Here is a 22,329-nt window from a genome sequence, read left to right as displayed (position 1 = left end):
GGCGGGCCAAGGGAAGGGCGACCGGAACCGTTAGCGGGAACCGGTCGGTGATTGGCCGGTTTGTTTTCCATGCGAACTTCATCCTCCGCCCTGCTGATGTTGCCGTTGCTGCTGATCGTCCCCGCCTGCAACCGCACGCCGGACAAGCAGGAAGACCAGCCGGGCGTCGTCACCAATATATTGGACCAGACGCTGCCCAACATGGCCGAGCCGCCCGTCAACGGCATCACACCGGTCGAAACCGTGCCGGACGTGCAGACGCCACCGCCCGTCGCCGCGCCGGACGGGCTGGTCCCGGCCGCGATGCAGGGGCGCTGGGCGGGCGCGGCCGAGCGATGCGGTGACAAGGCGGCGGCACTGGAACTGACCGTCATGCCGGACCAGTTGCTTTTTCACGAAAGCGTCGGCACGGTCCAAAGCGTGATCCAGGACAAGGATGACCGCGCGGCGGTGGAGGCCGCCTTCACCGGCGAGGGCCAGAGTTGGACCCGCACCCTGGCGCTGAGCCTGTCGAAGGACGGCAAGGCATTGACCATCGTCAACGACGGCACGGCGGTCACACGCAAGCGCTGCTGAAACGCCGTCGAAGCGAGGATCTGAAACGACCGTTTCGGGTCGCGACGACGCGACGGGGCCAAGTTTACAATGTCGCTCGATTTTTGCGCCGTAAACGTCCGCGAGGCGCTTGGGCAAGGCTCTCGTAATGCCTTCTCGATTCCTAGTCGCCGTTGGCGTCGACCATGAAAACCGTGGGTTTGCCGCGCGACGCAGGGTCCCATCCTGCCGATAATGCTGCCCGCACCCCTCGCGAAGCAATCGCATCGTTGATGTGCAAACGCCCTTTCGGCAATCCTCTCATCAGGCGCTTGGGTGCCGGAAATTCCAGCACGGCTTCGCGGGGCATGTCTTTCTCACGCAGGGAGACAGTCATGCCCTTCCAACCATCGGAAGAGGATAATTGAGGCTCGCTCAGGAGTTCCCAATCATATTTGAAACCGTCGATCTCGACAGTGCCGCTGCGGCCGGGTGCTTGAAACATGGCATGTCCTTAGCATGTCAGCAGCGGCACTTCATCCCCGGTATCGCAGGGCTTTCCGACCCCTTCATGAGGGTCTGTCTCAATCGCCCAACCAATCGGATATGATCTCGCCCTCATGCCCTTCGGGCGCTAACGCCGCGCGCAAGGCTTCCAGCCGTGGCGGCAGCGTCTGCGTGAAAGCGTAAGGCGGGTTGATGATAAAGAGGCCCGCGCCGTTATAGATGCCGGGTTGCTCGCTATCATATAGCCAATGTTCCACCCGCAGAAATTTAGGGATGCCGAGCCTGCGCAACTGCCCCGTCCACTGCCGATGCGTGGCGCGGTCTTTCAGCGGAAACCAGATCACCGTCACGCCATGCGCCCATTTGCGGTGAGCGGCGGCGAGGGTGGCGGTGATGCGCGCGCGTTCGTCGGTCTGCTCATAGGGTGGGTCGACCACCACCACGCCCCGCGCGGTGCGGGGCGGCACCATAGCCAGCCAAAGTTCGTAGGCGTCGCGTTCATGCACGGCCGCGCCGGTGTCGCGCATAACGCCGCGCAGGGTATAGGCGTCTTCCGGGTGTTTTTCGTTGAGGATCAGGACATCCTGCGGCCGCGAAAGCTGCGCCAGAAACCGCGGTGAGCCGGGGTAGAGCTGCGGTTCGCCCCCCATATTCACCGCCTGTACGGCGGCGCGATAGTCGTCCAGCAACGGGTTCGGGTCGGCAAAGGCCCGCAGCACGCCCCCCATGGCCTCGCCGGTGCGTTGCGCATCGCTGCCGCCAAGGTCGTACAGCCCGCAGCCGGCATGGGTATCGATCAGCGTCAGCGGGCCGGGCTTATGCTGCAAGGCCTGCACCAAAGCGATCAACAGGCTGTGCTTTACGACATCGGCGCTATTGCCCGCATGGAAGGAATGGCGATAATTCATTGTGATTCAAAATCCTGACGATCCGTCTCTAGGATATGCCGGACCTTCTGCAAAGCGAAGCTATGGCAGCGTGACCTTGCACCACCCGGCGTCAGATATTGCCGCTGGTCTCGCCAAAAGCAGATGGCGCCTTCCCATCCCAATCAGGCCCTGCTCGGCTTTTACCCTGCCATGGTGCGCGGCGGGTTGCGCAGGGTACTGATGTCCACCGATCCGGCGAATTCCACGCCCATCCGGTCATCCTTCGACCATTTGCTGGTCGCGTTGACGAACTGGTTTTCGGCCAGTTCGATCGCGAACAATGTGCCCGTCGGCACGTTCCACAGCCCCTCGATCAGCGCGCCGGTGGCAGAGATGTTGCGGACGCGCCCGGTATAGACATGGCCGTCATGATGGACCGCGATGGTGCGCAGCATGGTCTTGCGTTCGGGGCGGCTGGACTGGAAGCCATTGGCGCTGGCCGCCGTACCGACGCGCTGCTGGGTAGCCATCACATCGGCCATGGGCATCGGCCGGCCATAGATATAGCCCTGGATATGGCTGCACCCCAGTTGGCGGATCAGCGCCAGTTCGTCCTGCGTCTCCGCGCCTTCGGCGGTGGTGTCCATGCCCAGCGCCTCGGCCAGACTCACGATCGCCTTGATGATCGCGCTGTTGCGGTTGCCTTTGATCGCGGCGCCGCGCACGAAACTCTGGTCGATCTTGATCTTGTCGAACGGTGCCTTCTTCAAATAGCCGAGCGACGAATAGCCGGTGCCGAAATCGTCCAGCGCCAGCCGGACGCCGATCGCCTTCAACCGGTTGAACATCGCGTCCGTGCCGTCATCGTCGTTCAGGAAGACGCTTTCGGTAATTTCCAGTTCAAGCCGCTCTGCCGCCAGTTGCGACGATGCAAGCGCGCTCATCACCGTCGCGGGGAAGCCGGGATTGGCGAACTGGGTCGGCGAGACATTGACCGCGACCCGGATGCCGTCCTGCCATTCGGCGGCGTCGCGACAGGCGGTGCGCATCACCCATTCGCCGATCTGGGCGATCAGGCCGCTATCCTCCGCAATCGGGATGAAGAGCGTCGGCGAGATCGGCCCGCGCACCGGATGGTTCCAGCGCAGCAATGCTTCATAGCCGGTAATCTGCTCGGTCTTGGACGACACGACCGGCTGGTAGACGAGGTGCAGGCCGTCGGCGGTCAGCGCGCGGCGCAGATCCTCCTCCAACTGGCGGCGATTTTCCGCGTCGGCGTGCATGTCCGACGAATAGAAGCGATGAACGCCGCGGCCGTCGCCCTTGGCGGCATAGAGCGCCAGGTCGGCGTTGCGGATCAGTGCGTCGGCGGTCACGCCGTCCTGCGGGCAGGCGGACAGGCCGATCGACACACCGATGACCACGGCATTGCCTTCGACCATATAGGGTTGCGACACGGCGCTGATGATCGCCTGCGCCAGATGGGCGAGCACGGTCTGGTCGTGGCGGCCGGGCAGCAATATCTTGAACTCGTCGCCGCCCTGGCGACCGACCAGCCCCTTTTCGCCGACCACGCGCTGCAACCGCTGGCTGACCTGACGCAGCAGCGCGTCGCCGGCGGGATGGCCCAGCGTGTCGTTGACGATCTTGAACCGATCGAGGTCCAGCATCATCAGCGTACATTCGCCCGGCTTGCCATGGCGGTCGGCCACAGCCTGCTCCAGCGATCGCAGCATCTGGATGCGGTTGGCAAGGCCCGTGAGCGAATCGAACTGGGCAAGGCGCGTCACCTCCGCCTGATTGCGGCGGGTTTCGGTCAGGTCCGTGCCCGACCCGCGAAAGCCATGGAACTGGCCAAATTCGTTGAACACCGGTTGGCCGGAAATGGACCACCAGCGTTCCTCTTCCTTCGCCATCGCGGCGCAGACCGCAATGTCGGAAAAGCCGGTGCGGGCGGACAGGTGAAAGCCAAGCGTACGCTCGCCATCGCCCTGCTTCTTGTCGCCGGGCCGGACGATCTCGGTGATCGGCTTGCCGATCAGCGTCTCCGTCGCCAGCGACAGGGACTGCGCCAGCGTGTCGCTGATATAGGTGAGGCAGCCCTGACGGTCGGTTTCCCAGAACCAGCCGCGCCCGGTCCGCTCATGCTCCTGCAACAGCCGGTCGGAACGCTGGGCGCGCAGATCCTGCTGGTGCCTGGCGATCGCCTGGTCGCGGTCGGCCGTCGCCTGGCGCAGGGTCGCGACCAGCATGACGATGACGCAACTGAACAACAGGCCGACCTGCGCCAGGCCGGCCTTTTCCACCACGGACACCAGCAAGGCGCCAAGGAAATAGCTGATGCCGAGCAGGCGCCGGTCGCCGAAAATGCAGACCGCGAGCAGCGCGACCGCCAGTTCGGGCACCGCCGCCAGGAACAGTGCGTCGGTCGCCGCCTTGGCTTCATAGCCCAGCCACAGGCTGAAGGTCAGGCCCGACAGGAACACCATCGGCAACATCATCCAGTTCTGGACATGCGGCATGAGGCCGCGGAACCTGCTGCGGCGCGGCAGCAGCATCAGCGTGCCGTCGATCATCAGCATGGCGATCATCAGCGCGACCTGGAGCGGCTCGCCGGAATAGAAAGGCAGGTTCAGCAACGCGATGACGCTGAACTTGGCCAGCAGGATCAACGGCCACAGCCGCGCGATGTGGAAGAATGTGCCCGAAATCCAGGATGCGGACACCTCGGTCCCGCCCTCCGACAGGCCGAGAGCGACCATCAAAGTCATCGAACGGGATGGATTATCGTTCAGGGATGCACGCAGCAGGGACATGTGTCACCCGTAACGCAAACTCCTTGCCAGAGGATTACCTCCGGTCCGCTTTGGCGCAGGCTGAGAACCTGCACCAAAGGTCAGGTCAGACGCGCATCGGCATCAGCACGTAGAGCGCCGGGCTGGTATCGCTTTCGCGGATCAGCGTGGGCGCAGCGGCGTCCGCCAGATGCAGTTCGACCAGGTCGCTGTCGATCTGGCCCAGAATGTCCAGCAGATAGCGGGCGTTGAAGCCGATATCGAAGCCCTCGCCCTGAAACGCGCCGGGCACTTCTTCGGCCGCCGTACCATTTTCGGGGCTGGTGACGGACAGGGTGATCTTGTCCTTGTCCAGGCTCATCTTGACGGCGCGGGTCTTTTCCGTGGCGATGGTGGCGACGCGGTCGACGCCATCCTCGAAGCTGCGCGGGTCGATCTTGAGCAGCTTGTCGTTCGCGGTCGGGATGACGCGGCTGTAATCGGGGAAGGTGCCGTCGATCAGCTTGCTGGTCAGGATCGCGCTGCCCAGGCCGAAGCGGATCTTGCTGGCCGACAGGGCAATGCCGACCGAACCGTCGACTTCGTCCAGCAGCTTGCGCAATTCGCCGATACATTTGCGCGGGATGATGATGCCGGGCATCCCTTCGGCGCCATCGGGACGGGTCACGGTGACGCGGGCCAGGCGATGGCCGTCGGTTGCGGCGGCCTTCAGCACCGGCTGGTCGTCGTCGGTGACGTGGAAATAGATACCATTCAGATAATAGCGCGTTTCTTCGGTCGAGATGGCGAAGCGCGTCTTGTCGATGATCTGCTTGAGCGTCTCGGCCGGCAGTTCGAACGTCGTGGGCAGTTCGCCCTCGGCGATCACCGGGAAATCGTCGCGCGGCAGTGTCGACAGGTTGAACCGGGCGCGGCCGGCCTGGATCAGCATCTTGCCCTCGGCCGCTTGCAGCGACACCTGGCTGCCTTCGGGCAGCTTGCGGGCGATGTCGAACAGGGTGTGGGCGGAAATGGTGGTCGCGCCGGCCTGTTCCACCTGCGCCGACACGCTTTCGACGATCTGGAGGTCGAGGTCGGTCGCCATCAGCTTGATCGCGCCATCGGCCGACGCCTCGATCAGCACGTTGGACAGGATGGGAATGGTATTCCTGCGCTCGACCACCGACTGGACGTGGCTCAGGCTCTTGAGGAGCGTTGCGCGTTCGATGGTGGCCTTCATGTCCCTGTTCTGTCCGTTCTTTTTAAGCCGATAGCCGGGGGTTCGGTCGAATCCCGGCGACAATGATGGATGCTCCTTCATAGCCGCTGTAACGCCTCCTGCAAGCGTCGCATGCGTGCTTTTGGCCTGTTGGTCGTCCGCCGGGGTTGCAAAAGGGGACGGCTTGGGCTTTGCGTCGACCATGCGTCCCACAACCCCTAGCGCCCTGGCGTTGCTGCCCCTCCTGCTGCTTGTGGCGCCACCGGCCATGGCCCGCGATTCATTGGGCATTTTCGAAAGCTGGGGCGCCTTTCGCGATCCCGCGACACCGCGCTGCTATGCCATAACCCAGCCGGTCGCGCGCCGTGGCCAACAGTCGAAGGGCTTCGCCTCGGTCGGCACATGGCCGCGCCAGAGGGTGCGCGGACAGGTGCATGTGCGCCTGAGCCGGGCGCGGGCGGAAAAATCCCCGGTGATCCTGACCGTGGGCGAACGCCGCTTCACATTGGTCGCCGGGCAGATCGACGCATGGGCACCCGACGCGCGCGGCGACGCGCAGATCGTCGCGGCGATGCGCTCCGCCAGCAGCATGAGCGTCGCAGGCGTCGGCGCGGACGGGCGCGGCTTTGCCGACAGCTATGCGCTGCGCGGCGCCGCCACTGCGATCGACGCGGCCGCGCTGGGCTGCTCGAAACTGCGCTGATCCAACCTATCTTTAAAAATCCGCGCAAATCGACTATGTGCGCGGCCATGCAATCAGCCGCCAGCCCGCTCATGCCGATTCCCGGCCCCATCGACCCTGTGCCCGTGCCGCGCGCGGTGACCCCGCGGGAGGATGGGCGCATCGACCTGATGGGCCTGTCGCGCCCGCAGATCAAAGGCGCGCTGGAGGAGGCCGGCCTTGACGTGAAGGCCGCCAAGCTGCGCTCCAAGCAACTGTTCCACTGGCTCTATCATCGCGGCGAAACCGATTTCGAGGCGATGACCGACCTTGCCAAGCCGATGCGCGGCTGGATGGCCGAACGCTTCGTCGTTGGCCGCCCGCAGGTGGTGGAGGCGCAGGTGTCGACCGACGGCACGCGCAAATGGCTGCTCCGCTCCGACGACGGGCAGGATTATGAAATGGTCTTCATCCCCGATGCGGACCGTGGCACGCTCTGCGTGTCCAGCCAGGTCGGTTGCACCCTCAATTGCAGCTTTTGCCACACCGGCACGATGCGGCTGGTGCGCAACCTGACGCCGGGCGAAATCGTGGGGCAGGTGATGCTGGCCCGCGACGCGCTGGGCGAATGGCCCAAGGGCAATATGGGTTCGGCAGCGATCGGGGCCAACGACGCGGACGAGGATGAGGACGCCCCGCAATATTCGCCCGACGGGCGGATGCTGACCAACATCGTGATGATGGGCATGGGCGAGCCGCTTTATAATTTCGAGCATGTGCGCGACGCGCTGAAGGTCGTGATGGATGGCGATGGCCTTGCCCTGTCGCGCCGCCGCATCACCCTGTCCACCTCCGGCGTCATCCCGATGATGGCGCGGGCGAGCGAGGAGATCGGCGTCAATCTGGCCGTGTCGCTCCATGCCGTGACCAAGGAAGTGCGCGACGAACTGGTCCCGCTCAACCGCAAATATGGCATCGAGGAATTGCTCCAGGCCTGCGCCGACTATCCCAAGGCCAGCAATGCCCGGCGTATCACCTTCGAATATGTGATGATCCGCGACAAGAATGACAGCGACGAGGACGCGCGCGAACTTGTCCGCCTGATCCGCAAGTACAAGCTGCCGGCCAAGGTCAACCTGATCCCGTTCAACCCCTGGCCCGGCACCGACTATGAATGTTCGACGCCGGAGCGCGTCCGTGCGTTCAGCAGCATCGTGTTCGAAGGCGGCATCAGCGCGCCGGTCCGCACGCCGCGCGGCCGCGACATCATGGCTGCCTGCGGCCAGCTCAAGTCGGCGAGCGAGAAGAAGAGCAAGGCCGAAATGAAGCGCCTGGCCGAAGAGAAGCAAGCCGCACTCGGATAATCCGGGGGCGACAGCATGCGCCGCACGCGCAGGACGACAAGCCCCGCCCGCAACGGCGGGGCTTTTCATTAGGGGGAAAGAGGATGACCGATGACGAGATGAAGGCGCTGGCGGACGGATTTTGCGCCTGCACCCTGCCCAAGGCGCGGTGGACGCATCAGGCGCATTTTTCGACCGCACTCTGGCTGATCCTGAAACGCCCGGACATCCAGCCCGAACGCGACATGCCCGGCCTCATCCGCCGCTATAATGAAAGCGCAGGTGGCGTGAACAGCGGCAGCAGCGGCTATCATGAAACCATCACCCAGGCGTCGCTGCACATGACGCGCGCCCTGCTGGCCGGCCTGCCCGCCGACATCGCCCCGGCCGATGCGCTGGCGGCGCTGATGGCCTCACCACTGGGGGACAAGGACTGGCTCTTAACTTACTGGTCGCGCGATCGGCTGATGTCCGCGCCGGCCCGGCTGGGGTGGGTGGAACCGGATCTGCAATCGCTGCCTGCCCGACTTGTACCGGCATAAGAAAAGGGCGGCCCTTTGCAGGACCGCCCTTCCTTGGAATCTGATCGTTTTGAGAGGGATCAGAAACGGAAGCCGACGCCGACCAGGCCGACGTCGCGACCGCCGATATTGGCTTCATACTCGCTGCGCTGATATTCAGCCGAGATGTAGGTGGTCGGGGTCACCGAATATTCCAGACCGCCGCCATAACGCACGCCTTCGAACGACGCGCCGCCATTGCCCAGATCGATGCGGGTGTTGGCATAGCCGACCTTGCCGAAGGCCAGAACCTGCGGGGTCAGGGTGTAGCCGAGACGGACCGAAGCGGCCAGGTCGCGGCTGACTTCCGCACCAGCGCCGGCGCTGGTGGTGGTGTCGCTGAACGACACTTCAGGACCGAAGGTCACGCCAGGGGTGACGGCGATGTCGTAACCGGCGGTCACGCCATAGGTGAAGCCGTCACGGCCGTCGAACTTGTCATAGCCCGCAGTGATGCCCGCGCGCGGCCCGGTGAAGGGCGCAGCGTCCTGAGCAAAGGCAGGGGCCGAAACAACGGTGGCAGCAGCAACGGCTGCGAAAATCACAGTCTTCATAAAGTCCTCGATATTTATCTTGTCGCCGAGACTTAGAAATTCATCTGGCGTTCAGGTTCGATGCAAAGATATTATGAACTTATTCTCATAATAACTCCTGCGACTCTTCTCTCCATTATCCGGAGATCAAGAGCGCGATCCGCATCATGACCGCGCAATTGCCATCTAGGATCGCAAGTTTGAGTTGCAAAGGGGGTCAATCTTTATTTCAATCAATTTCAGCACTTGTGTTGCAAAACGGTTACATTGGGCACTTTGCCCCATCATCGATGATCGACGGTGGACCTCGGCGGAAAATCGGATAGGATCACCGCATGGTCAGCATGATCGACAGCGCAGACAGGATGGCCCAGCGCCATCGCCTCTCCACCCGCCTTTGGCACGGGCTGAACGCGCTGCTGCTTTACATCCTCTTCACCAGCGGCCTGGGCATCTTCAACGCGCATCCCCGCCTCTATTGGGGGCAATATGGCGCCAATTTCGACCATGGCTGGCTGGTGCTGGATCGCTTTCCGGGATGGATCACCCTGCCGGGCCATTACAGCCTGGCCCTGTCACGCCACTGGCATCTCGCCGCCGCGCCGATCTTCGCCTTCGCGCTCCTCGCCTATATGCTCTGGAGCCTCGCCAACCGGCACATCGGTCGCGACCTCGCCTTCCGCCGCGAGGAACTCACGCCGCGCCACCTCTGGCAGGACATCAGCGACCATGCCCGGCTGCGCTTTCCTAAGGGGGAGGCGGCCTTGCGCTACGGCCTGCTGCAAAAGGCCAGCTATGTCGGTATGATCTTCGTGGCGCTGCCGCTCATCATCCTGACCGGCCTGACCATGTCCCCCGGCATGAATGCGGCCTGGCCCTGGCTGGTCGATCTGTTCGGCGGGCGGCAATCGGCGCGGTCGATCCACTTCATCACCGCCTTTGCGCTCGTCGCCTTTGTCGTCGTCCATATCCTCATGGTGCTGCTCAGCGGACCGGTGAATCAGGTGCGGGCGATCATCACCGGCCGCTATCGCCTGCCGCGGGACCGGCCATGATCCTGACCCGCCGCACCCTGTTGCTGGGCGCCACCGCGACGCTGGCCGGCTGCGACCGGCTGGCACGCGACGAGGGCTTTCGCGAGGCGCTCTTTTCCGCCGAGAATTTCCACAAATGGGCGCAGCGCGGGTTGATGGCGCCCGACGCGCTGGCGCGGGAGTTCCGCCCCGACCAGATTTCTCCGATCTTCCGCGCCAATGGTACCGCCAATCCCAACACGCCCGCCTACAAGGCGCTGTGGCGCGGCGGCTTTGCCGACTGGCGGCTACAGGTGTCGGGGCTGGTCACGCGCGACCTGTCGCTCTCGCTGGCGCAGTTGCGCCGCCTGCCGCATCGCGAGCAGATCACCCGCCATGACTGCGTCGAGGGATGGAGCGCGATCGGCAAGTGGCGCGGCGTGCCGCTGAAGACGATTCTCGACGGCGCGGGGCTGAAAAGCCGGGCGCGCTACATCGTCTTTCGCTGCGCCGACGATATGGGCGGCGGGCGGCCCTATTATGAAAGTATCGACCTGACCGATGCCTTTCACCCCCAGACCATCCTGGCCTTTGCGCTGAACGACCGGCCACTCTCCGTGGCCAATGGCGCACCGCTGCGGTTGCGTGTCGAAAGACAATTGGGTTACAAACAAGCCAAATATCTCATGGGGATAGAGGCGGTGGACAGCCTGACCGCAATCGGCAAGGGTAAGGGCGGATTTTGGGAAGACCATGCCGATTATGACTGGTATGCCGGCGTTTGACGCCTGCGTAACGACATGACATGGTGGCGACATGAAACTGTTTGAAGTGGTTCTCAAGCGGCTCGTCACGCGCGGCCGTGTGACCGTCCATTACGCCAACGGCAAGACCATCACGGTCGGTCAGGCCGATCCCGAATTTCCCGATCTTGCCCTGCGGTTCAAGGATGGCCGGGTGCCATTCGACATCGTGAAAGACCCGCGCCTGGGCATGGCCGAAGCGTGGATCGACGGCCGGGTCGGGATAGAGGGCGGCGGCATCATGGAATTCATATCCATGATTCGGGCCAACAATCCGTGGGAACAGGGCAAGTCGATCGAATCGAAGAGCCTGCTCAAGCGCGGCATCGGCGTGGCGCGCCAGAGATTGTGGCGCGCCAATCACCGCGCCCGATCGAAGGCCAATGTCGCCCATCATTACGACCTGTCCGGCGCGCTCTACGCCCTGTTTCTCGACCGCGACCGCCAATATAGCTGCGCCTATTATCCCGATGTGGACAATGAGGCCGGGATCAGCCTGGAACAGGCGCAGGAGGACAAGAAGGCGCATATCGCCGCCAAATTATATCTGAAGCCGGGCATGAAGGTGCTGGACATCGGCTGTGGCTGGGGCGGCATGGCGCTCTATCTCCACCGCACCTGCGGCGTCGACGTGACCGGCATCACCCTGTCGGAGGAGCAGTTGAAGGTCGCGCGGCAGCGGGCGATCGACGCCGGGGTCTCCGACCATGTCCGGTTCGAACTGATCGACTATCGCGACATGACCGGGCCGTTCGACCGGATCGTATCGGTCGGCATGTTCGAACATGTCGGCACGCCCGATTACCGCACTTTCTTCGACACATGCCGTCAGTTGCTGACGCCTGACGGCGTGATGCTGGTTCATACGATCGGCCGCATGGGCGGGGCGGGCACCACCGACGCCTTCACCACCAAATATATCTTCCCCGGCGGCTATATTCCCGCTTTGTCGGAAATGGTCGCCGGGAGCGAGGGCACGCGGCTGATCGTGACGGACGTGGAGGTGCTGCGCGTCCATTATGGCCTCACCATTCGCGAATGGTACAAGCGGACCATGGCGCGCAAGGCCGATATCGTGGCGCTGTACGACGAGCGCTTCTTCCGCCTCTGGACCTTCTACCTCGCCGGGGCGGCGACCGTGTTCGAACATGGCGGCATGGTCAATTTCCAGATCCAGTACGCCCGCGACCGCCGCGCCCTGCCCATCACCCGCGACTATATGCAGGAGGCGGAAGCGGCCCTGAGGGGGCGGTAGAAACGGTTGGGCGTGACGCCCTGTCATTTCGCCGTTCCAGGCTGAACCGTCGCTGACACTATCATTCCCGGATGGTTCAGTCGGCCCGGTCCATTCTCGCCTTCATGCTCCCACCCCCTCAAGGGCGGGATCTATGAGGAGAGAATCGATGAAGCTGTTTTGGAAAGGCGCGGCGGCGCTGAGCCTCGCCATCACTGGCCTTGGCGCGGCGGCCATGCCGGCGCAGGCGCAATATTATGGCGGCAATGGCTGGCGCGGCGACCGCGATCGCCATTGGGACCGGCGCGGCGACCACCGGCGCTGGGACAATCGCCGTGGGGACGACCGCCGCCACTGGCGCGGGAATCGGGGATGGCGCGGCGATCGCGGCTATTACCGCTCCAACGCCGGCTATCGGACCCGTTGCTGGACCGAATGGCGCTATGACTATTATCGCGACCGCAACGTCCGCGTGCGCATCTGTCGCTGACACTTATATTTCGACCACAGCCCGCCCCGATTGAACCTTGGGGCGGGTTGCGGCATTTCTGACGGCATGAGTGATCCCATGCCCGTCATCCAGAGCCTCTTGTCGGGCCTTCCCATCTTCCTGCTGCATCTGGGCACCGCCACCCTCGTCTGGCTGGCGGCGCTGGCGCTGTATATGTGGATCACCCCGCATGACGAGTTCGCACTGATCCGCGCGGGCAATGAGGCCGCCGCCATCTCGCTGGGCGGCGCGGCGATCGGTCTGGCCGTGCCGCTTGGCTTTTGCCTCGCCGGGTCGGTCAATGTCTGGGACATCGTCATCTGGGGCAGCGTCACGCTGGTGCTGCAACTCGTCGCCTTCCGCCTCGTGGATTTCCTGCTTGGTACGCTGTCCGCGCGGATCGAGGCGAATGAACGCTCGGCGGCGATCTTCCTTGCCATGATGAAGGCCGCGATCGCCTGCTTGACCGCTGCGGCGGTGGCGGGCTGATCCGATGGCGGGTGGCAAGGGCTGCGGCTGCCTGCCCTTCGCGCTGGGCGCGCTGCTGCTCGTCGCCTGGTTCGGACAGGATGTGCGCGTGCCGCCGCTGGAGGTGGAGCAATATGATCCGCGCTCGCCGCGCCGGCCCATGCCCGGCTGGGGTGATGAACAGTTCGTGATCGAGGACAGCCCCAACGGCCCGGCCGATTCGATGGGCACCGCCTTCGCCGTCGATCGCGACGGCGCCTGGCTGACCGCGCAGCATGTCACCCATGGCTGCACGCGCGTCGGGCTGGAGGATGGCCGCTTCGCCCGGCCGGTGTCGCGCATGCTGGAGAGCCGGGAGGCGGATGCGGCGCTGGTGCGCGACGGTCTGCCCAGCGAGGCCGCGCTGCCCCTGTCGGGCCGTGTGCCGCAGCCGGGCACGCCGGGCTATCATATGGGCTTCCCGGCGGGTCAGCCCACGCTGGTCCTGTCCGAACTGATCGGCGAAGCCAGCGCCCGGCGCGGCCGCACCGACCTGACCCAGCCGGTGCTGGCCTGGGCCGAAAAGGGGCGCATCCCCACCGGCGACGGCACCCTGTCCGGCATCAGCGGCGGCCCGGTCTTTGCCGAGGATGGCCGCGTCGTTGGCGTCAACAGCGCCTCCACCGACCGGCGCGGCCGCATCCTGACCACCGCGCCCGATGCCGTCGCCCGCCTCACGCGAGCCAGCGGCGCAGTGGATGACCGGCCGGTCGCCTATCCCTTCGCCGGCATCGCCGACGCGGAAAGCCGCTTTGCCGGCTGGCTGGACGAAGGGGTGATCCGTCGCATCTATTGCGATGTGGACGAAAAGCGCGGCGGTTGACGCCCTATAGGCTCGGACGCTAGGCGCAGCACAGCTTTTCAAGGAATCTCATCATGAGCGACACGCCCCCCAACCACCTCTCCACCAATCCCAAAAGCCCCCATTTCGACATGGAGGTGCTTCAGCGCGGCATCGGCATCCGTTTCAAGGGCCGTGAGCGCAAGGATGTGGAGGAATATAATATGTCCGAAGGCTGGATTCGCGTCGCCGCCGGCAAGAGCCGCGACCGGTATGGCAATCCGCTGACGATCAAGCTGACCGGCGAAGTCGAAGCCTGGTTCGAGAACCCGGCCGAGGGCAGCGAAGACAAGCCCGCCGACGCGGAGTGACAAAAAAGGGCGCCAGCGACGGCGCCCTTTTTTATTTGCCCCATATTCAAACGACCGTTCGTCCTGAGTAGCCGCTGAGCCTGTCGGAGCGGCGTATCGAAGGATCGCGCGAAGGCTTGGATACCGGCATGCCTGCTCAGTTCATCGCCGTTTCGCGCCGGACATCGGCGATGATCGCGCTCAGCGTCCGCTGCGACGGATCGGCGTCGGCATATTCCACGACGAACGGATCGGCCTCCAGACGAGGGGTGCGATCGCGCGACGCTTTTGGGGGCTTGCTCGCCTTGACCGGCATGGGCGCCGCCGTCGCCATCCGCGTCGGGGTCGTCATAACGGCGCGCGTCGGCTCCGGCACTGCGCGCGGCTGACGCATCATCGCCGGCAATGCCCGCTCGTCCCACATGTCCGAATCGACCCTGGCGAACCGCACGATGCTGCCCATCGTCGGGTCCGGCGTGAAATCATGCAGCTTCGCCTTCGCCGGATAGATGAAGCCATAGGTCGGGTTGGTCCGCGCGCCCATCTGGCCCGTCGGGCTGTGCCACACGCGCACCTGGCTCCAGTCGCCTGCCGCCGACACGTCGATCGCCAGCACATCTTCCTCGATCGCGCCGGGCACCGACCAGTTGGCATGACGGATCAGCACGCGGCGATCATCCAATATCTTGCTGACGACCGCGACATGGCCCAGCGTCATCGGACCATTGGGCCTGAACGCCAGCACCGCACCTTTTTTCGGCTTGGTGCCCCGTCTATACTGCCCGTCCGCCTGGTCCCACCAGGTCAGCGCGTCGCCCCTGATCGCCACGCCCGACACGATCCGGGCGTAGGGTACACATTGCAGCGCCGCCGATCCCCAGGAGGGTGCGGTCGCCAGTCCGGACAACAGCAGGGCTGCGGTCCAGCGCATCGCTCGAAACATCTATGCGATCCCGAAATTTTAGAATCGCCCCACCGGGATCGACCCTAGAACCGGCTTCCTTTGAAAAAGGTTAAGCCAGCGTCAGGGATGGCGGTCAGAAAATAATATGGGAAGAGAGGCTGGCTCAGAAGGCCGAGCGGACGGCCGCGCCGCCGGTCATGTCGGCCGAAGCGATCTGCACCGGCTGGTCGACGCCCTTGGCAGCGCTGGCGTAGATGAAGCCGCGCGCGGCATTGGAGCGCAGGCCCAGATTGCCGATCGGGCCGTACCATACCCGCACGTCGGACCAGTCATTATTGGCCGAGACGTCGATGGCGCGGACATTGCGCTCGATGCCGCCGCGATAGGACCAGTTGGCGTGGGTCAGCAGCACTTCGCGGTCATTGACGACCTTGCTGACCATGGCGACATGGCCGACCGGCATGGAGCGGCTGGCCGAAAAGGCGAGCACCGCGCCGACGCGGGGTTCATGGCCACGGTCGTAGCGACCTTCGGCCTGACCCCACCAGGTGTTGGCATTGCCGTGGATGTCGATACCGGAAACCTGCCGGGCAAAGGGTGCGCATTGCAGCGTGCCGGCGGTGGCGGGAACAGCGAGGAGAGTCGAAAGCGCAAGAACAGATGCCGCGAAAAACGCGCGAAAACCAGCGAACATGCGATTGCGACCCCGACTTGTTTTTAGGCTTGAACCCCGATGCCGGTCTTAGGCCAGAGCAAGGATGGAGCGACAAGCGCCGGGCGATGAATCGTTTCGCCGATGCGTTATGCTGCGGAACGAAAAATCTGGCCGGCCGTTATGATGAGCCGGGTCGCGTCAGATAATGCATTGAAAAGACTGGATTCGGTGCCCGTCATCCACACCTGGCCCCCGCTATCCTGCAAACGTTGGAACAATGCGGCGCGTCGCAACGGGTCGAGATGCGCCGCCACTTCATCAAGCAGCAGCACGGGCGGCTGGCCCCGGTCCGCCGCGACCAGCGCGGCATGGGCCAGCAGGATCGACAGCAGCAACGCCTTTTGCTCCCCGGTGGAACAGAGCGCGGCCGCCTGCCCCTTGGCGATATGGGTGACGGACAGGTCGTGCCGATGCGGCCCGGTGAGCGTGCGCCCCGCCGCCGCATCGCGCCGCCGCTCCCGCCCCAGCCGCTGCGCCAGCGGTTCGTCGCCCGCCTCATCCCCCTCGATCGCGATCAGCGGCCGGGCGAAGGGTTCGTCGGGCTGGTCGGCCAGCGCATCGTTCAGGCGCGCCACCAGATCGGCCCGCGCCGCCGCCAGCGCCGTGCCATGCTCGCCCATCTGCGCCTCCAGCGCGCCGAGCCAGGCCGGATCGGCCCGGCGCATGTCCGCCAGCAACCGGTTGCGCGCACGCATCGCCGCATCATAGCGGGCGCTATGCACGGCATGGCCGGGATGCAGCGCCAACGTCAGCCGGTCCAGAAACCGCCGCCGCCCGCCCGGACTGTCCAGAAACAGCCGGTCCATCGCCGGCGTCAGCCACACGATCGACAGATGATCGGCCAGCGCATTGGCCGACGAGGCCATGCCGCCGATCCGCACCTGCCGCCGGTCGGGGCTGGCGGCGGTGACGCCGGTACCCAGCATTGCGCCGTCCACTTCCGCCGCGATGCCGAAGCCGCCGCCGCCATCCTGCCGCGCCATGGCGGACAACGCCGCCCCGCGCAGGCCGCGCCCCGGCGCCAGCATCGACACGGCCTCCAATATATTGGTCTTCCCCGCGCCATTGTCGCCGGTCAGCAGGATGAAGGGATGATCGGGCAGGATCAGCGCATCCGCATGATTGCGGAAATCGCTCAGGGTCAAACGGCCGATCATCGCGCGGCTGTAGCGGCGCGACGCGGGCGAGGGAAGAGTCGCATTGGGGAGGGGCCAAGAGTGTCCGCTTCTGGTCGTGGCGCCGCCTTTGCCAAGCAGAAGGGGAGAGGCAGTATCCTGCCTCTCCCCTTCTGCTCCGCAATGCCGTTGGATCAGGCGGCGATCGCCACCGGTTCCGCATCCACCGTTACCAGCCCACGACCCAGATCGCGGATCAGGCCGATGAAGCGGGTGGCTTCCCGCACGATCATCGCCTTGTTGAAACAGGCGGCCGCGCCCCGGTCCATCGCTTCGGCGACGATCGGCGCGCCTTCGCGCATCAGGCTGGACAGCATGATGACCGGACAGGGTTCCATGTCCATGATCTCGTCCAATATCATAAGGCCGTCCTTGCCCGGCATGGCGATGTCCAGCGTCACGACGTCGGGCTTTTCCAGCCGGATCATGTCGATCGCTTCTTCGCCATTACGGGCTATGCCAATCACTTCGATGCGGCGGTCGCGCTCCAGCAGCGTTTCGATCATCGCGCGGATGGTCAGTGAATCATCGACCACCACAATTCTGACAGGCTTCATCATCTCGGTTCCCCAACCATTATGGCCATCATAACGGCCGGGGAACGAACAGCTTTAGCCGTGCCTAACGCGCATTTAACTACGCGGACGATTGGCCGCGAAATTGGGGGAGAACAGCTTGCGGAAGCTGATCGACACGGTGCGACCCAGTGGGTCCAGATAGCCCGGCTGATAGCGCAGCGGCGTCGTGCCGGTCGCGTCGGTCACCTCGCGGCGCTGGTTGAAGATATTGTCGATATTGAAGGATATGCGCGCGCCCCGCAGGAAGGGGATCCTGCGCTCCAGCCCCTGCACCTGTCCCAGATTGGCGAAGAGGCGCAGGTTCGCGGTGGCGAGGCTGCCGAAGTTCAGCCGCGATGCACCGCCCGCCGTGCCGGTCAGCGCGCCGTCCACATGGGTGCCGCTTTCCCAGTCGATGCCCAGCCGCGCGCCGATGCCGTTGTTCATATAACCGATCCGCGCCTCGACCTCATGCCGGGGCTGGCCGCCCGACGATCCGGTGGCGTCGCCGTCCAGCAGGTCGAGTTGCGGCACGCCCGGCGCGATCTGGATGCTCTCGGTCAGATGCCAGGTGTGATAGAGGCTGAAGGTCATCCGCCCGCCGCCCTGGCCGCCGCCCCGGCCGCCGCCGCCAAATCCGCCGCCGCGAGGCCCGCCGCCGCCCGGTCCATTCGAACCCGGTCCCGCGCCGCCCTCGCCGCGCCGTCGCTCACCGCCTTCTCCCCCTGCGCCGGACGGCGGGCCGCCCTCGCCACGGGGCTGGCGATTGCCGAACAGCGCCTGCAATTCGGGCGGACGGTCCTCCGGCTTGCCGCCGGACGCGCGCCAGGCTTCCATCAGCTTCTGGATATGCGACTTGATCGGGATCGACAGGTCCACGCCCCAACGTAGCTGTTCGCTTTGCGACGACAGGAAATTGATAGGCCGGGCATCGACCTGCAACAGATTGCCGTCGGCATCGCGCAGGAAGCGTTGCGGATAGGCTGCCTCCAGCGCGGGCGTGGGCGTCGGGAAAGCGGCGATCGGGTTGCGCGTGCGGCTGTTGAGGTAGGTGGCCGTCATCGTCAGGTTCGGCTTTTCGAACGGCTTGATCCGCGCGCTCAGGCGAAACTGGTCGCGCACGCTTTCCCTGAGCGCCGCATTGCCGCCCGACAATTGGGTGACGAATACGGTCTGCCCGGTCGCATAGTCGAACACCGACACGTTGGGCGTGGATATCAGCGGATCGGTGATGTTCGCCCCGGTCGGCGCGGCGCGATCCTGATTGGCGGAGGCAAGGATTTGCACCGCGTCCACCGGCTTCCAGCGCAGGCCATAGCCCAGCGTCGAAAGGGTGCCGAAGTCCGAATAATGTTGCGCGGCGGCGTTCAGGTTGACCGCGACGTCGCCCACCGCGCCGAGCACGCCGCGCGAGCGGCTGGTGATCGGCAGGTCCAGACTGATCTGCCCGCTGCCGATTTCCCGGCTATAATCGCTGCCGCTCTCCACGCCGGAGCGGACCGAGCGGCTGGTAAAGCCATTGGCCGACGCGCCTATGCTCATCGACGTGGTGACGCCGCCGGCGGGCAGTTCGAACAAGGTGCCGCTGATCAGCAGGTCGCCCTGCAACGCCTGGCTTTTGGCGCGGGCGCGGTCGGTCAGGCGGGTGGCGATCAGCGCGGGAGCGAAGCTGCCATAGGGATTGACGCTGGCGTCGCCGGCATCCAGCGCCGCCTGAATCGCGTCAGTGGATATGCCGCGATCGGTACGGGTCCGCGTGATCGACAGGTCGCCATTGCCGGTGAAGGACCATTGCCAGCCGCGGCCCAATTGTCCGTTCAGGGTCAGGCCGATATGGCCGGTCGTGCCCCTGATCTGCTGCTGCAACGCGCCGCCCTGCGCGAGATAGCGATAGAGGGTGGCGTCGTTGGCGAAGGGGGAGAAAGCGCTGCCTGCCGGCAGGTCGAAGGCGGCGGAGGACAGGCCCTGCAAACTGTCATTGTCCGATAGTTCCAGCCGCCCGTTCAACGTCGCCGATATGCCGCCCAGCGCACGGGCGAGGGTGGCGTTGGCGGAAAAGCTCTCCGTTTCCGGGCTGAGCGTGCGATAGCGGGTCAGGTCGCTGACGCTGGTGATGTTGGCGCCCGCGACGAAATCGCTCAGCGACGGCGCGCCGGACGCCGCGCTGCCGGGGACGCCGGCTACCGTAACTGTCTGGCCGGCCAGCGCGGACAGTGCAGGGTCGATCTCGCCATCGGTGCCGGTGCCCACGATGTTGCCGTTCAGCGCATAGGGGCGATTGGGTGCGGTCGCGGTGATGCCGCGCTCGCTTTCCAGCAGCGCGGCGGCGCGGCTATATTGCAGGTTCAGCGTGAAGCGATTGTCGCCCTGGATGCGCAGCAGGCCCGCTTCCACCTTGCCATTTTCACGCCCGCCCTGCGTCGTGGTGCCGACGCGGCCTTCCGCCGTCTCCGCGCGAAAACGCTGGCGCAGGACGATGTTCACCACCTTCTGGGTCGGCGCATAGCCATAGGACAGCGCGACCTGTTCGGGCAATATGTCGACGCGCGCCACCGCTTCGGACGGGATGTCCTGAATCTCGGAGAAACTGGAAATGCGTTTGCCGTTCAGCAGGATGACCGGCGTACCGTTGGTCTGAGGCGCCAGTTCGGTGATGAGTTCGGAAATGGAGGTGACGCCCAGCGCCCGCACATCCGCGCCGGACAATTGCTGTTCCGGCTGGACATTGCCGATCACCGAACCGCGCTGCGGCTGGCCGGTGACGATGATCTCCTCGCCATCGTCGACCGGGGCCGCTTGAGCAGCTTGCGTTTCCTCCTGCGCCATCAGCGCACCGGGCGCGACGCCGGTCATGAGCGCGATACTGATGATGGACGCAGAAAGACGCACGAAAACCCCCATGTAATTCTTTGATCTGACCGATGGACTAGCAGGCGCTTGTCGCAAAATTCTGGCAACAACCAGCGATATGTGTCGCAAGATGTAACCATGCGGGCTGAACGGGGGCTGGCCGGGGTTCAGGGGGCGTCGTGAAAAATGATGCCCAATGTGTGCCGCACGCCTGACAGGAGGCGGCTGACGCCGTGCCGCATCTGCACGCGATAGACGGCGCGCGTACCCATGACCGGTCGGTCGCGCACCGGAAAGATGACGGCGTCACCCTGCATCAGCGGTACGACCTCGGCGCGCGACTGCATGCGTGGCCGCTGCTCGGTCAGGACGAAGGCCCCGCCGGTAAAATCGTGCTCCGGCCGGGACAGCAGGATCGCGACCTGTAGCGGGAAGATATGCGGGCCATAGACATCCTGATGCAGCGCATTCCAGTCGCCGGTTTCGTATCGCAGCAGCAGCGGCGTCGCTTTGTCCCGTCCCGCCAACGCGCAGCGCGCCAGATAATCGGCGTGGCGTGCCGGATAGATGCCATCCGTGCCCAATGTTTCGGCCCAGCCATTGGCATGACGTGCCAGCGCGGGATAGAGTCGCTCCCGCAGCATCGCCACCGGATCGGGCAGGGGATAGGCGAAATAGCGATAGCGCCCGCTGCCGAAGCCATGGCGCGCCATCACCACCTCCTTGCGGAAGGCGGCTGGGTTGTCCCATAGCGCGATAAGGGCGGCGCACTGGTCGGGCGACAGCAAGGCAGGCAGGCGCACGGCGCCATGGCGGTCAAGGTCGGTCAGGTCCATGGGGCCAGCATGGCGGTAACCCGCGTCCGGGGCATCCCGCGCCTTGCGTTCAAAGGCTTTCCTTCCACGCCGCCGCTTTATAGGGTGGCGCCATGCGCACGCTTTATCCCCCGATCGAACCTCATGCCTCCGGCCATCTCGATGTCGGCGACAGCCATCATATCTATTGGGAGCGGGCCGGTACGCCGGGTGCCAAACCCGCCGTGTTCCTGCATGGCGGACCGGGCGGCGGCATATCGCCCGATCATCGCCGGCTTTTCGATCCTGCCCGCTACGACGTACTGCTGTTCGACCAGCGTGGCTGCGGCCAGTCGACGCCACATGCCAATCTGGAGGCGAACACGACCTGGGATCTGGTCGCCGATATCGAGCGGCTGCGGACGATGATGGGCGTGGACCAATGGCTGGTCTTCGGCGGGAGCTGGGGATCGACGCTGGCGCTCGCCTATGCGCAGACGCATGTGGATCGCGTGACGGAACTGGTGCTGCGCGGCATCTTCACGATTCGGCAAAGCGAGATCGACTGGTATTATCAGGAAGGCGCCAGCCGCATCTATCCCGACAAATGGGAGCGGTTCGTCGCGCCGATCCCGGAAAGCGAACGGGGCGATCTGGTCGATGCCTATCGCCGCCGTCTGACCGGGGATGATCGCGCGGCGCAAATCGCCGCCGCCCGCGCCTGGAGCGTGTGGGAAGGGGAGACGATCCGCCTGCTGCCCGATCCCGCTTTATCGGCGACCCATGATGCGGATGATTTCGCACTGGCCTTCGCCCGGATCGAAAATCATTATTTCGTTCACGGCGGCTGGCTGGAGGATGGCCAGTTGCTCCGCGACGCCGGCAAGCTCGCCGATATTCCCGGCGTCATCGTGCAGGGGCGCTACGACATGGCCTGCCCGGCGGAAACCGCCTGGGCGCTGCACCGCGCTTGGCCGAAGGCCCGCTTCGAAATGATCGAGGGCGCGGGCCACGCCTATAACGAGCCGGGCATCATGGACGCGCTCATCCGCGCGACGGATGGGTTTGCGGGGCAGGCGTAAATGGTTGGGTGAATTTATATTATACCACAACCGTTCGTGCTGAGTGGGTCTGAGCGCAGTCGAAGACCCGCATC

At 64.8% G+C, this 22,329-nt stretch carries 23 protein-coding genes; 12 read left to right on the top strand and 11 right to left on the bottom strand.

The features are described from left to right. Nucleotides 1-69 precede the first annotated feature (69 nt). Nucleotides 70-576, top strand: a complete 507-nt coding sequence (locus ASE85_RS18525) for a hypothetical protein (RefSeq protein WP_056691996.1) — start codon at nt 70-72, stop codon at nt 574-576. Between the two features lie 142 nt (nt 577-718). Here the strand turns inward: ASE85_RS18525 and ASE85_RS18520 are convergent, their stop codons facing one another. The 4 genes from ASE85_RS18520 to dnaN form a co-directional block, all read right to left on the bottom strand. Continuing rightward, nucleotides 719-1,039, bottom strand: a complete 321-nt coding sequence (locus ASE85_RS18520; protein WP_056691994.1) for a hypothetical protein — start codon at nt 1,037-1,039, stop codon at nt 719-721. 79 nt (nt 1,040-1,118) lie between these two features. Continuing rightward, nucleotides 1,119-1,949 (bottom strand): 23S rRNA (adenine(2030)-N(6))-methyltransferase RlmJ, encoded by an 831-nt coding sequence (locus ASE85_RS18515; RefSeq protein WP_056691991.1) that lies wholly within the window; start codon nt 1,947-1,949, stop codon nt 1,119-1,121. Nucleotides 1,950-2,110: 161 nt separating this feature from the next. Then, nucleotides 2,111-4,726: an EAL domain-containing protein gene (locus ASE85_RS18510; RefSeq protein ID WP_056691989.1), complete on the bottom strand. Its 2,616-nt coding sequence runs from the start codon at nt 4,724-4,726 to the stop codon at nt 2,111-2,113. A gap of 85 nt (nt 4,727-4,811) precedes the next feature. Continuing rightward, a complete protein-coding gene (gene dnaN, locus ASE85_RS18505) occupies nt 4,812-5,924 on the bottom strand; it encodes a DNA polymerase III subunit beta (protein WP_056691987.1) in 1,113 nt (370 codons plus the stop codon). A 181-nt stretch (nt 5,925-6,105) separates the two neighbouring features. Between dnaN and ASE85_RS18500 the strand changes: the two genes are divergently transcribed. From ASE85_RS18500 to ASE85_RS18490, 3 genes are all read left to right on the top strand, one after another. After that, nucleotides 6,106-6,606, top strand: a complete 501-nt coding sequence (locus ASE85_RS18500; protein WP_056691985.1) for a hypothetical protein — start codon at nt 6,106-6,108, stop codon at nt 6,604-6,606. 47 nt (nt 6,607-6,653) lie between these two features. Beyond that, nucleotides 6,654-7,928 (top strand): 23S rRNA (adenine(2503)-C(2))-methyltransferase RlmN, encoded by a 1,275-nt coding sequence (gene rlmN, locus ASE85_RS18495; RefSeq protein WP_056692095.1) that lies wholly within the window; start codon nt 6,654-6,656, stop codon nt 7,926-7,928. An 83-nt stretch (nt 7,929-8,011) separates the two neighbouring features. Beyond that, a complete protein-coding gene (locus ASE85_RS18490) occupies nt 8,012-8,449 on the top strand; it encodes a hypothetical protein (protein ID WP_056691984.1) in 438 nt (145 codons plus the stop codon). A gap of 59 nt (nt 8,450-8,508) precedes the next feature. On the opposite strand, the gene ASE85_RS18485 is transcribed toward ASE85_RS18490, so the two are convergent. Beyond that, nucleotides 8,509-9,021, bottom strand: a complete 513-nt coding sequence (locus tag ASE85_RS18485; protein ID WP_056691978.1) for a porin family protein — start codon at nt 9,019-9,021, stop codon at nt 8,509-8,511. A 314-nt stretch (nt 9,022-9,335) separates the two neighbouring features. On the opposite strand from ASE85_RS18485, the gene ASE85_RS18480 reads away from it, so the two are divergent. From ASE85_RS18480 to ASE85_RS18450, 7 genes are all read left to right on the top strand, one after another. After that, complete coding sequence (locus tag ASE85_RS18480; RefSeq protein ID WP_082462916.1) at nt 9,336-10,055, top strand: cytochrome b/b6 domain-containing protein; 720 nt, start codon at nt 9,336-9,338, stop codon at nt 10,053-10,055. Then, nucleotides 10,052-10,798 carry a molybdopterin-binding protein gene (locus ASE85_RS18475; RefSeq protein ID WP_056691976.1) on the top strand — a complete coding sequence of 249 codons (747 nt, stop codon included), beginning with the start codon at nt 10,052-10,054 and terminating at the stop codon, nt 10,796-10,798. Before ASE85_RS18480 ends, ASE85_RS18475 begins: the two co-directional genes overlap by 4 nt. 31 nt (nt 10,799-10,829) lie before the next feature. Next, nucleotides 10,830-12,071, top strand: a complete 1,242-nt coding sequence (locus ASE85_RS18470) for an SAM-dependent methyltransferase (protein ID WP_056691972.1) — start codon at nt 10,830-10,832, stop codon at nt 12,069-12,071. A 148-nt stretch (nt 12,072-12,219) separates the two neighbouring features. Further along, a complete protein-coding gene (locus ASE85_RS18465) occupies nt 12,220-12,540 on the top strand; it encodes a hypothetical protein (RefSeq protein ID WP_056691969.1) in 321 nt (106 codons plus the stop codon). A 66-nt stretch (nt 12,541-12,606) separates the two neighbouring features. Then, nucleotides 12,607-13,029, top strand: a complete 423-nt coding sequence (locus tag ASE85_RS18460) for a DUF350 domain-containing protein (protein WP_056691966.1) — start codon at nt 12,607-12,609, stop codon at nt 13,027-13,029. A 4-nt stretch (nt 13,030-13,033) separates the two neighbouring features. Beyond that, nucleotides 13,034-13,870, top strand: coding sequence for a S1 family peptidase (locus tag ASE85_RS18455; RefSeq protein ID WP_056691963.1), 837 nt, complete (start codon nt 13,034-13,036; stop codon nt 13,868-13,870). A gap of 53 nt (nt 13,871-13,923) precedes the next feature. Beyond that, on the top strand, nt 13,924-14,199 hold the full coding sequence (locus ASE85_RS18450; RefSeq protein WP_056691958.1) for a DUF3297 family protein: 276 nt from the start codon (nt 13,924-13,926) through the stop codon (nt 14,197-14,199). Between the two features lie 136 nt (nt 14,200-14,335). Here ASE85_RS18450 and ASE85_RS18445 read toward each other — a convergent pair whose 3' ends face one another. The 6 genes from ASE85_RS18445 to ASE85_RS18420 all read right to left on the bottom strand — a co-directional run bounded on the left by ASE85_RS18445 (nt 14,336) and on the right by ASE85_RS18420 (nt 21,215). After that, complete coding sequence (locus ASE85_RS18445; RefSeq protein ID WP_056691956.1) at nt 14,336-15,121, bottom strand: CHAP domain-containing protein; 786 nt, start codon at nt 15,119-15,121, stop codon at nt 14,336-14,338. Between the two features lie 124 nt (nt 15,122-15,245). After that, complete coding sequence (locus ASE85_RS18440; RefSeq protein WP_056691953.1) at nt 15,246-15,776, bottom strand: CHAP domain-containing protein; 531 nt, start codon at nt 15,774-15,776, stop codon at nt 15,246-15,248. Between the two features lie 107 nt (nt 15,777-15,883). After that, a complete protein-coding gene (gene recF / locus ASE85_RS18435; RefSeq protein WP_056691950.1) occupies nt 15,884-16,954 on the bottom strand; it encodes a DNA replication/repair protein RecF in 1,071 nt (356 codons plus the stop codon). A gap of 152 nt (nt 16,955-17,106) precedes the next feature. Beyond that, entirely contained in the window at nt 17,107-17,532 is a 426-nt protein-coding gene (locus tag ASE85_RS18430; protein ID WP_235523610.1) for a response regulator, read from the bottom strand. Between the two features lie 72 nt (nt 17,533-17,604). After that, nucleotides 17,605-20,430: a TonB-dependent receptor gene (locus ASE85_RS18425; RefSeq protein ID WP_443018546.1), complete on the bottom strand. Its 2,826-nt coding sequence runs from the start codon at nt 20,428-20,430 to the stop codon at nt 17,605-17,607. A 116-nt stretch (nt 20,431-20,546) separates the two neighbouring features. Beyond that, the gene (locus ASE85_RS18420; protein WP_056691948.1) at nt 20,547-21,215 is read right to left on the bottom strand and encodes a 2OG-Fe(II) oxygenase; all 669 of its coding nucleotides are present in this window, start codon (nt 21,213-21,215) and stop codon (nt 20,547-20,549) included. Between the two features lie 92 nt (nt 21,216-21,307). Between ASE85_RS18420 and pip the strand changes: the two genes are divergently transcribed. After that, entirely contained in the window at nt 21,308-22,255 is a 948-nt protein-coding gene (gene pip, locus ASE85_RS18415; protein WP_056691945.1) for a prolyl aminopeptidase, read from the top strand. The last annotated feature ends 74 nt before the right edge of the window (nt 22,256-22,329 follow it).

It is taken from the genome of Sphingobium sp. Leaf26, from assembly GCF_001421665.1.
Classification (GTDB): Bacteria; Pseudomonadota; Alphaproteobacteria; order Sphingomonadales; family Sphingomonadaceae; genus Sphingobium.
Note: the sequence above shows the minus strand (reverse complement) of the source record. Positions and strands in the feature narration are given on the sequence as shown.

Excerpts from the sequence above, each read along its gene's own strand:
- ASE85_RS18525 (WP_056691996.1), top strand. The coding sequence starts at position 70 with ATGCGAACTTCATCCTCCGCCCTGCTGATGTTGCCGTTGCTGCTGATC.
- ASE85_RS18520 (WP_056691994.1), bottom strand. The coding sequence starts at position 1,039 with ATGTTTCAAGCACCCGGCCGCAGCGGCACTGTCGAGATCGACGGTTTC.
- ASE85_RS18515 (WP_056691991.1), bottom strand. The coding sequence starts at position 1,949 with ATGAATTATCGCCATTCCTTCCATGCGGGCAATAGCGCCGATGTCGTA.
- ASE85_RS18510 (WP_056691989.1), bottom strand. The coding sequence starts at position 4,726 with ATGTCCCTGCTGCGTGCATCCCTGAACGATAATCCATCCCGTTCGATG.
- dnaN (WP_056691987.1), bottom strand. The coding sequence starts at position 5,924 with ATGAAGGCCACCATCGAACGCGCAACGCTCCTCAAGAGCCTGAGCCAC.
- ASE85_RS18500 (WP_056691985.1), top strand. The coding sequence starts at position 6,106 with ATGCGTCCCACAACCCCTAGCGCCCTGGCGTTGCTGCCCCTCCTGCTG.
- rlmN (WP_056692095.1), top strand. The coding sequence starts at position 6,654 with ATGCAATCAGCCGCCAGCCCGCTCATGCCGATTCCCGGCCCCATCGAC.
- ASE85_RS18490 (WP_056691984.1), top strand. The coding sequence starts at position 8,012 with ATGACCGATGACGAGATGAAGGCGCTGGCGGACGGATTTTGCGCCTGC.
- ASE85_RS18485 (WP_056691978.1), bottom strand. The coding sequence starts at position 9,021 with ATGAAGACTGTGATTTTCGCAGCCGTTGCTGCTGCCACCGTTGTTTCG.
- ASE85_RS18480 (WP_082462916.1), top strand. The coding sequence starts at position 9,336 with ATGGTCAGCATGATCGACAGCGCAGACAGGATGGCCCAGCGCCATCGC.
- ASE85_RS18475 (WP_056691976.1), top strand. The coding sequence starts at position 10,052 with ATGATCCTGACCCGCCGCACCCTGTTGCTGGGCGCCACCGCGACGCTG.
- ASE85_RS18470 (WP_056691972.1), top strand. The coding sequence starts at position 10,830 with ATGAAACTGTTTGAAGTGGTTCTCAAGCGGCTCGTCACGCGCGGCCGT.
- ASE85_RS18465 (WP_056691969.1), top strand. The coding sequence starts at position 12,220 with ATGAAGCTGTTTTGGAAAGGCGCGGCGGCGCTGAGCCTCGCCATCACT.
- ASE85_RS18460 (WP_056691966.1), top strand. The coding sequence starts at position 12,607 with ATGAGTGATCCCATGCCCGTCATCCAGAGCCTCTTGTCGGGCCTTCCC.
- ASE85_RS18455 (WP_056691963.1), top strand. The coding sequence starts at position 13,034 with ATGGCGGGTGGCAAGGGCTGCGGCTGCCTGCCCTTCGCGCTGGGCGCG.
- ASE85_RS18450 (WP_056691958.1), top strand. The coding sequence starts at position 13,924 with ATGAGCGACACGCCCCCCAACCACCTCTCCACCAATCCCAAAAGCCCC.
- ASE85_RS18445 (WP_056691956.1), bottom strand. The coding sequence starts at position 15,121 with ATGTTTCGAGCGATGCGCTGGACCGCAGCCCTGCTGTTGTCCGGACTG.
- ASE85_RS18440 (WP_056691953.1), bottom strand. The coding sequence starts at position 15,776 with ATGTTCGCTGGTTTTCGCGCGTTTTTCGCGGCATCTGTTCTTGCGCTT.
- recF (WP_056691950.1), bottom strand. The coding sequence starts at position 16,954 with ATGATCGGCCGTTTGACCCTGAGCGATTTCCGCAATCATGCGGATGCG.
- ASE85_RS18430 (WP_235523610.1), bottom strand. The coding sequence starts at position 17,532 with ATGATGAAGCCTGTCAGAATTGTGGTGGTCGATGATTCACTGACCATC.
- ASE85_RS18425 (WP_443018546.1), bottom strand. The coding sequence starts at position 20,430 with ATGGGGGTTTTCGTGCGTCTTTCTGCGTCCATCATCAGTATCGCGCTC.
- ASE85_RS18420 (WP_056691948.1), bottom strand. The coding sequence starts at position 21,215 with ATGGACCTGACCGACCTTGACCGCCATGGCGCCGTGCGCCTGCCTGCC.
- pip (WP_056691945.1), top strand. The coding sequence starts at position 21,308 with ATGCGCACGCTTTATCCCCCGATCGAACCTCATGCCTCCGGCCATCTC.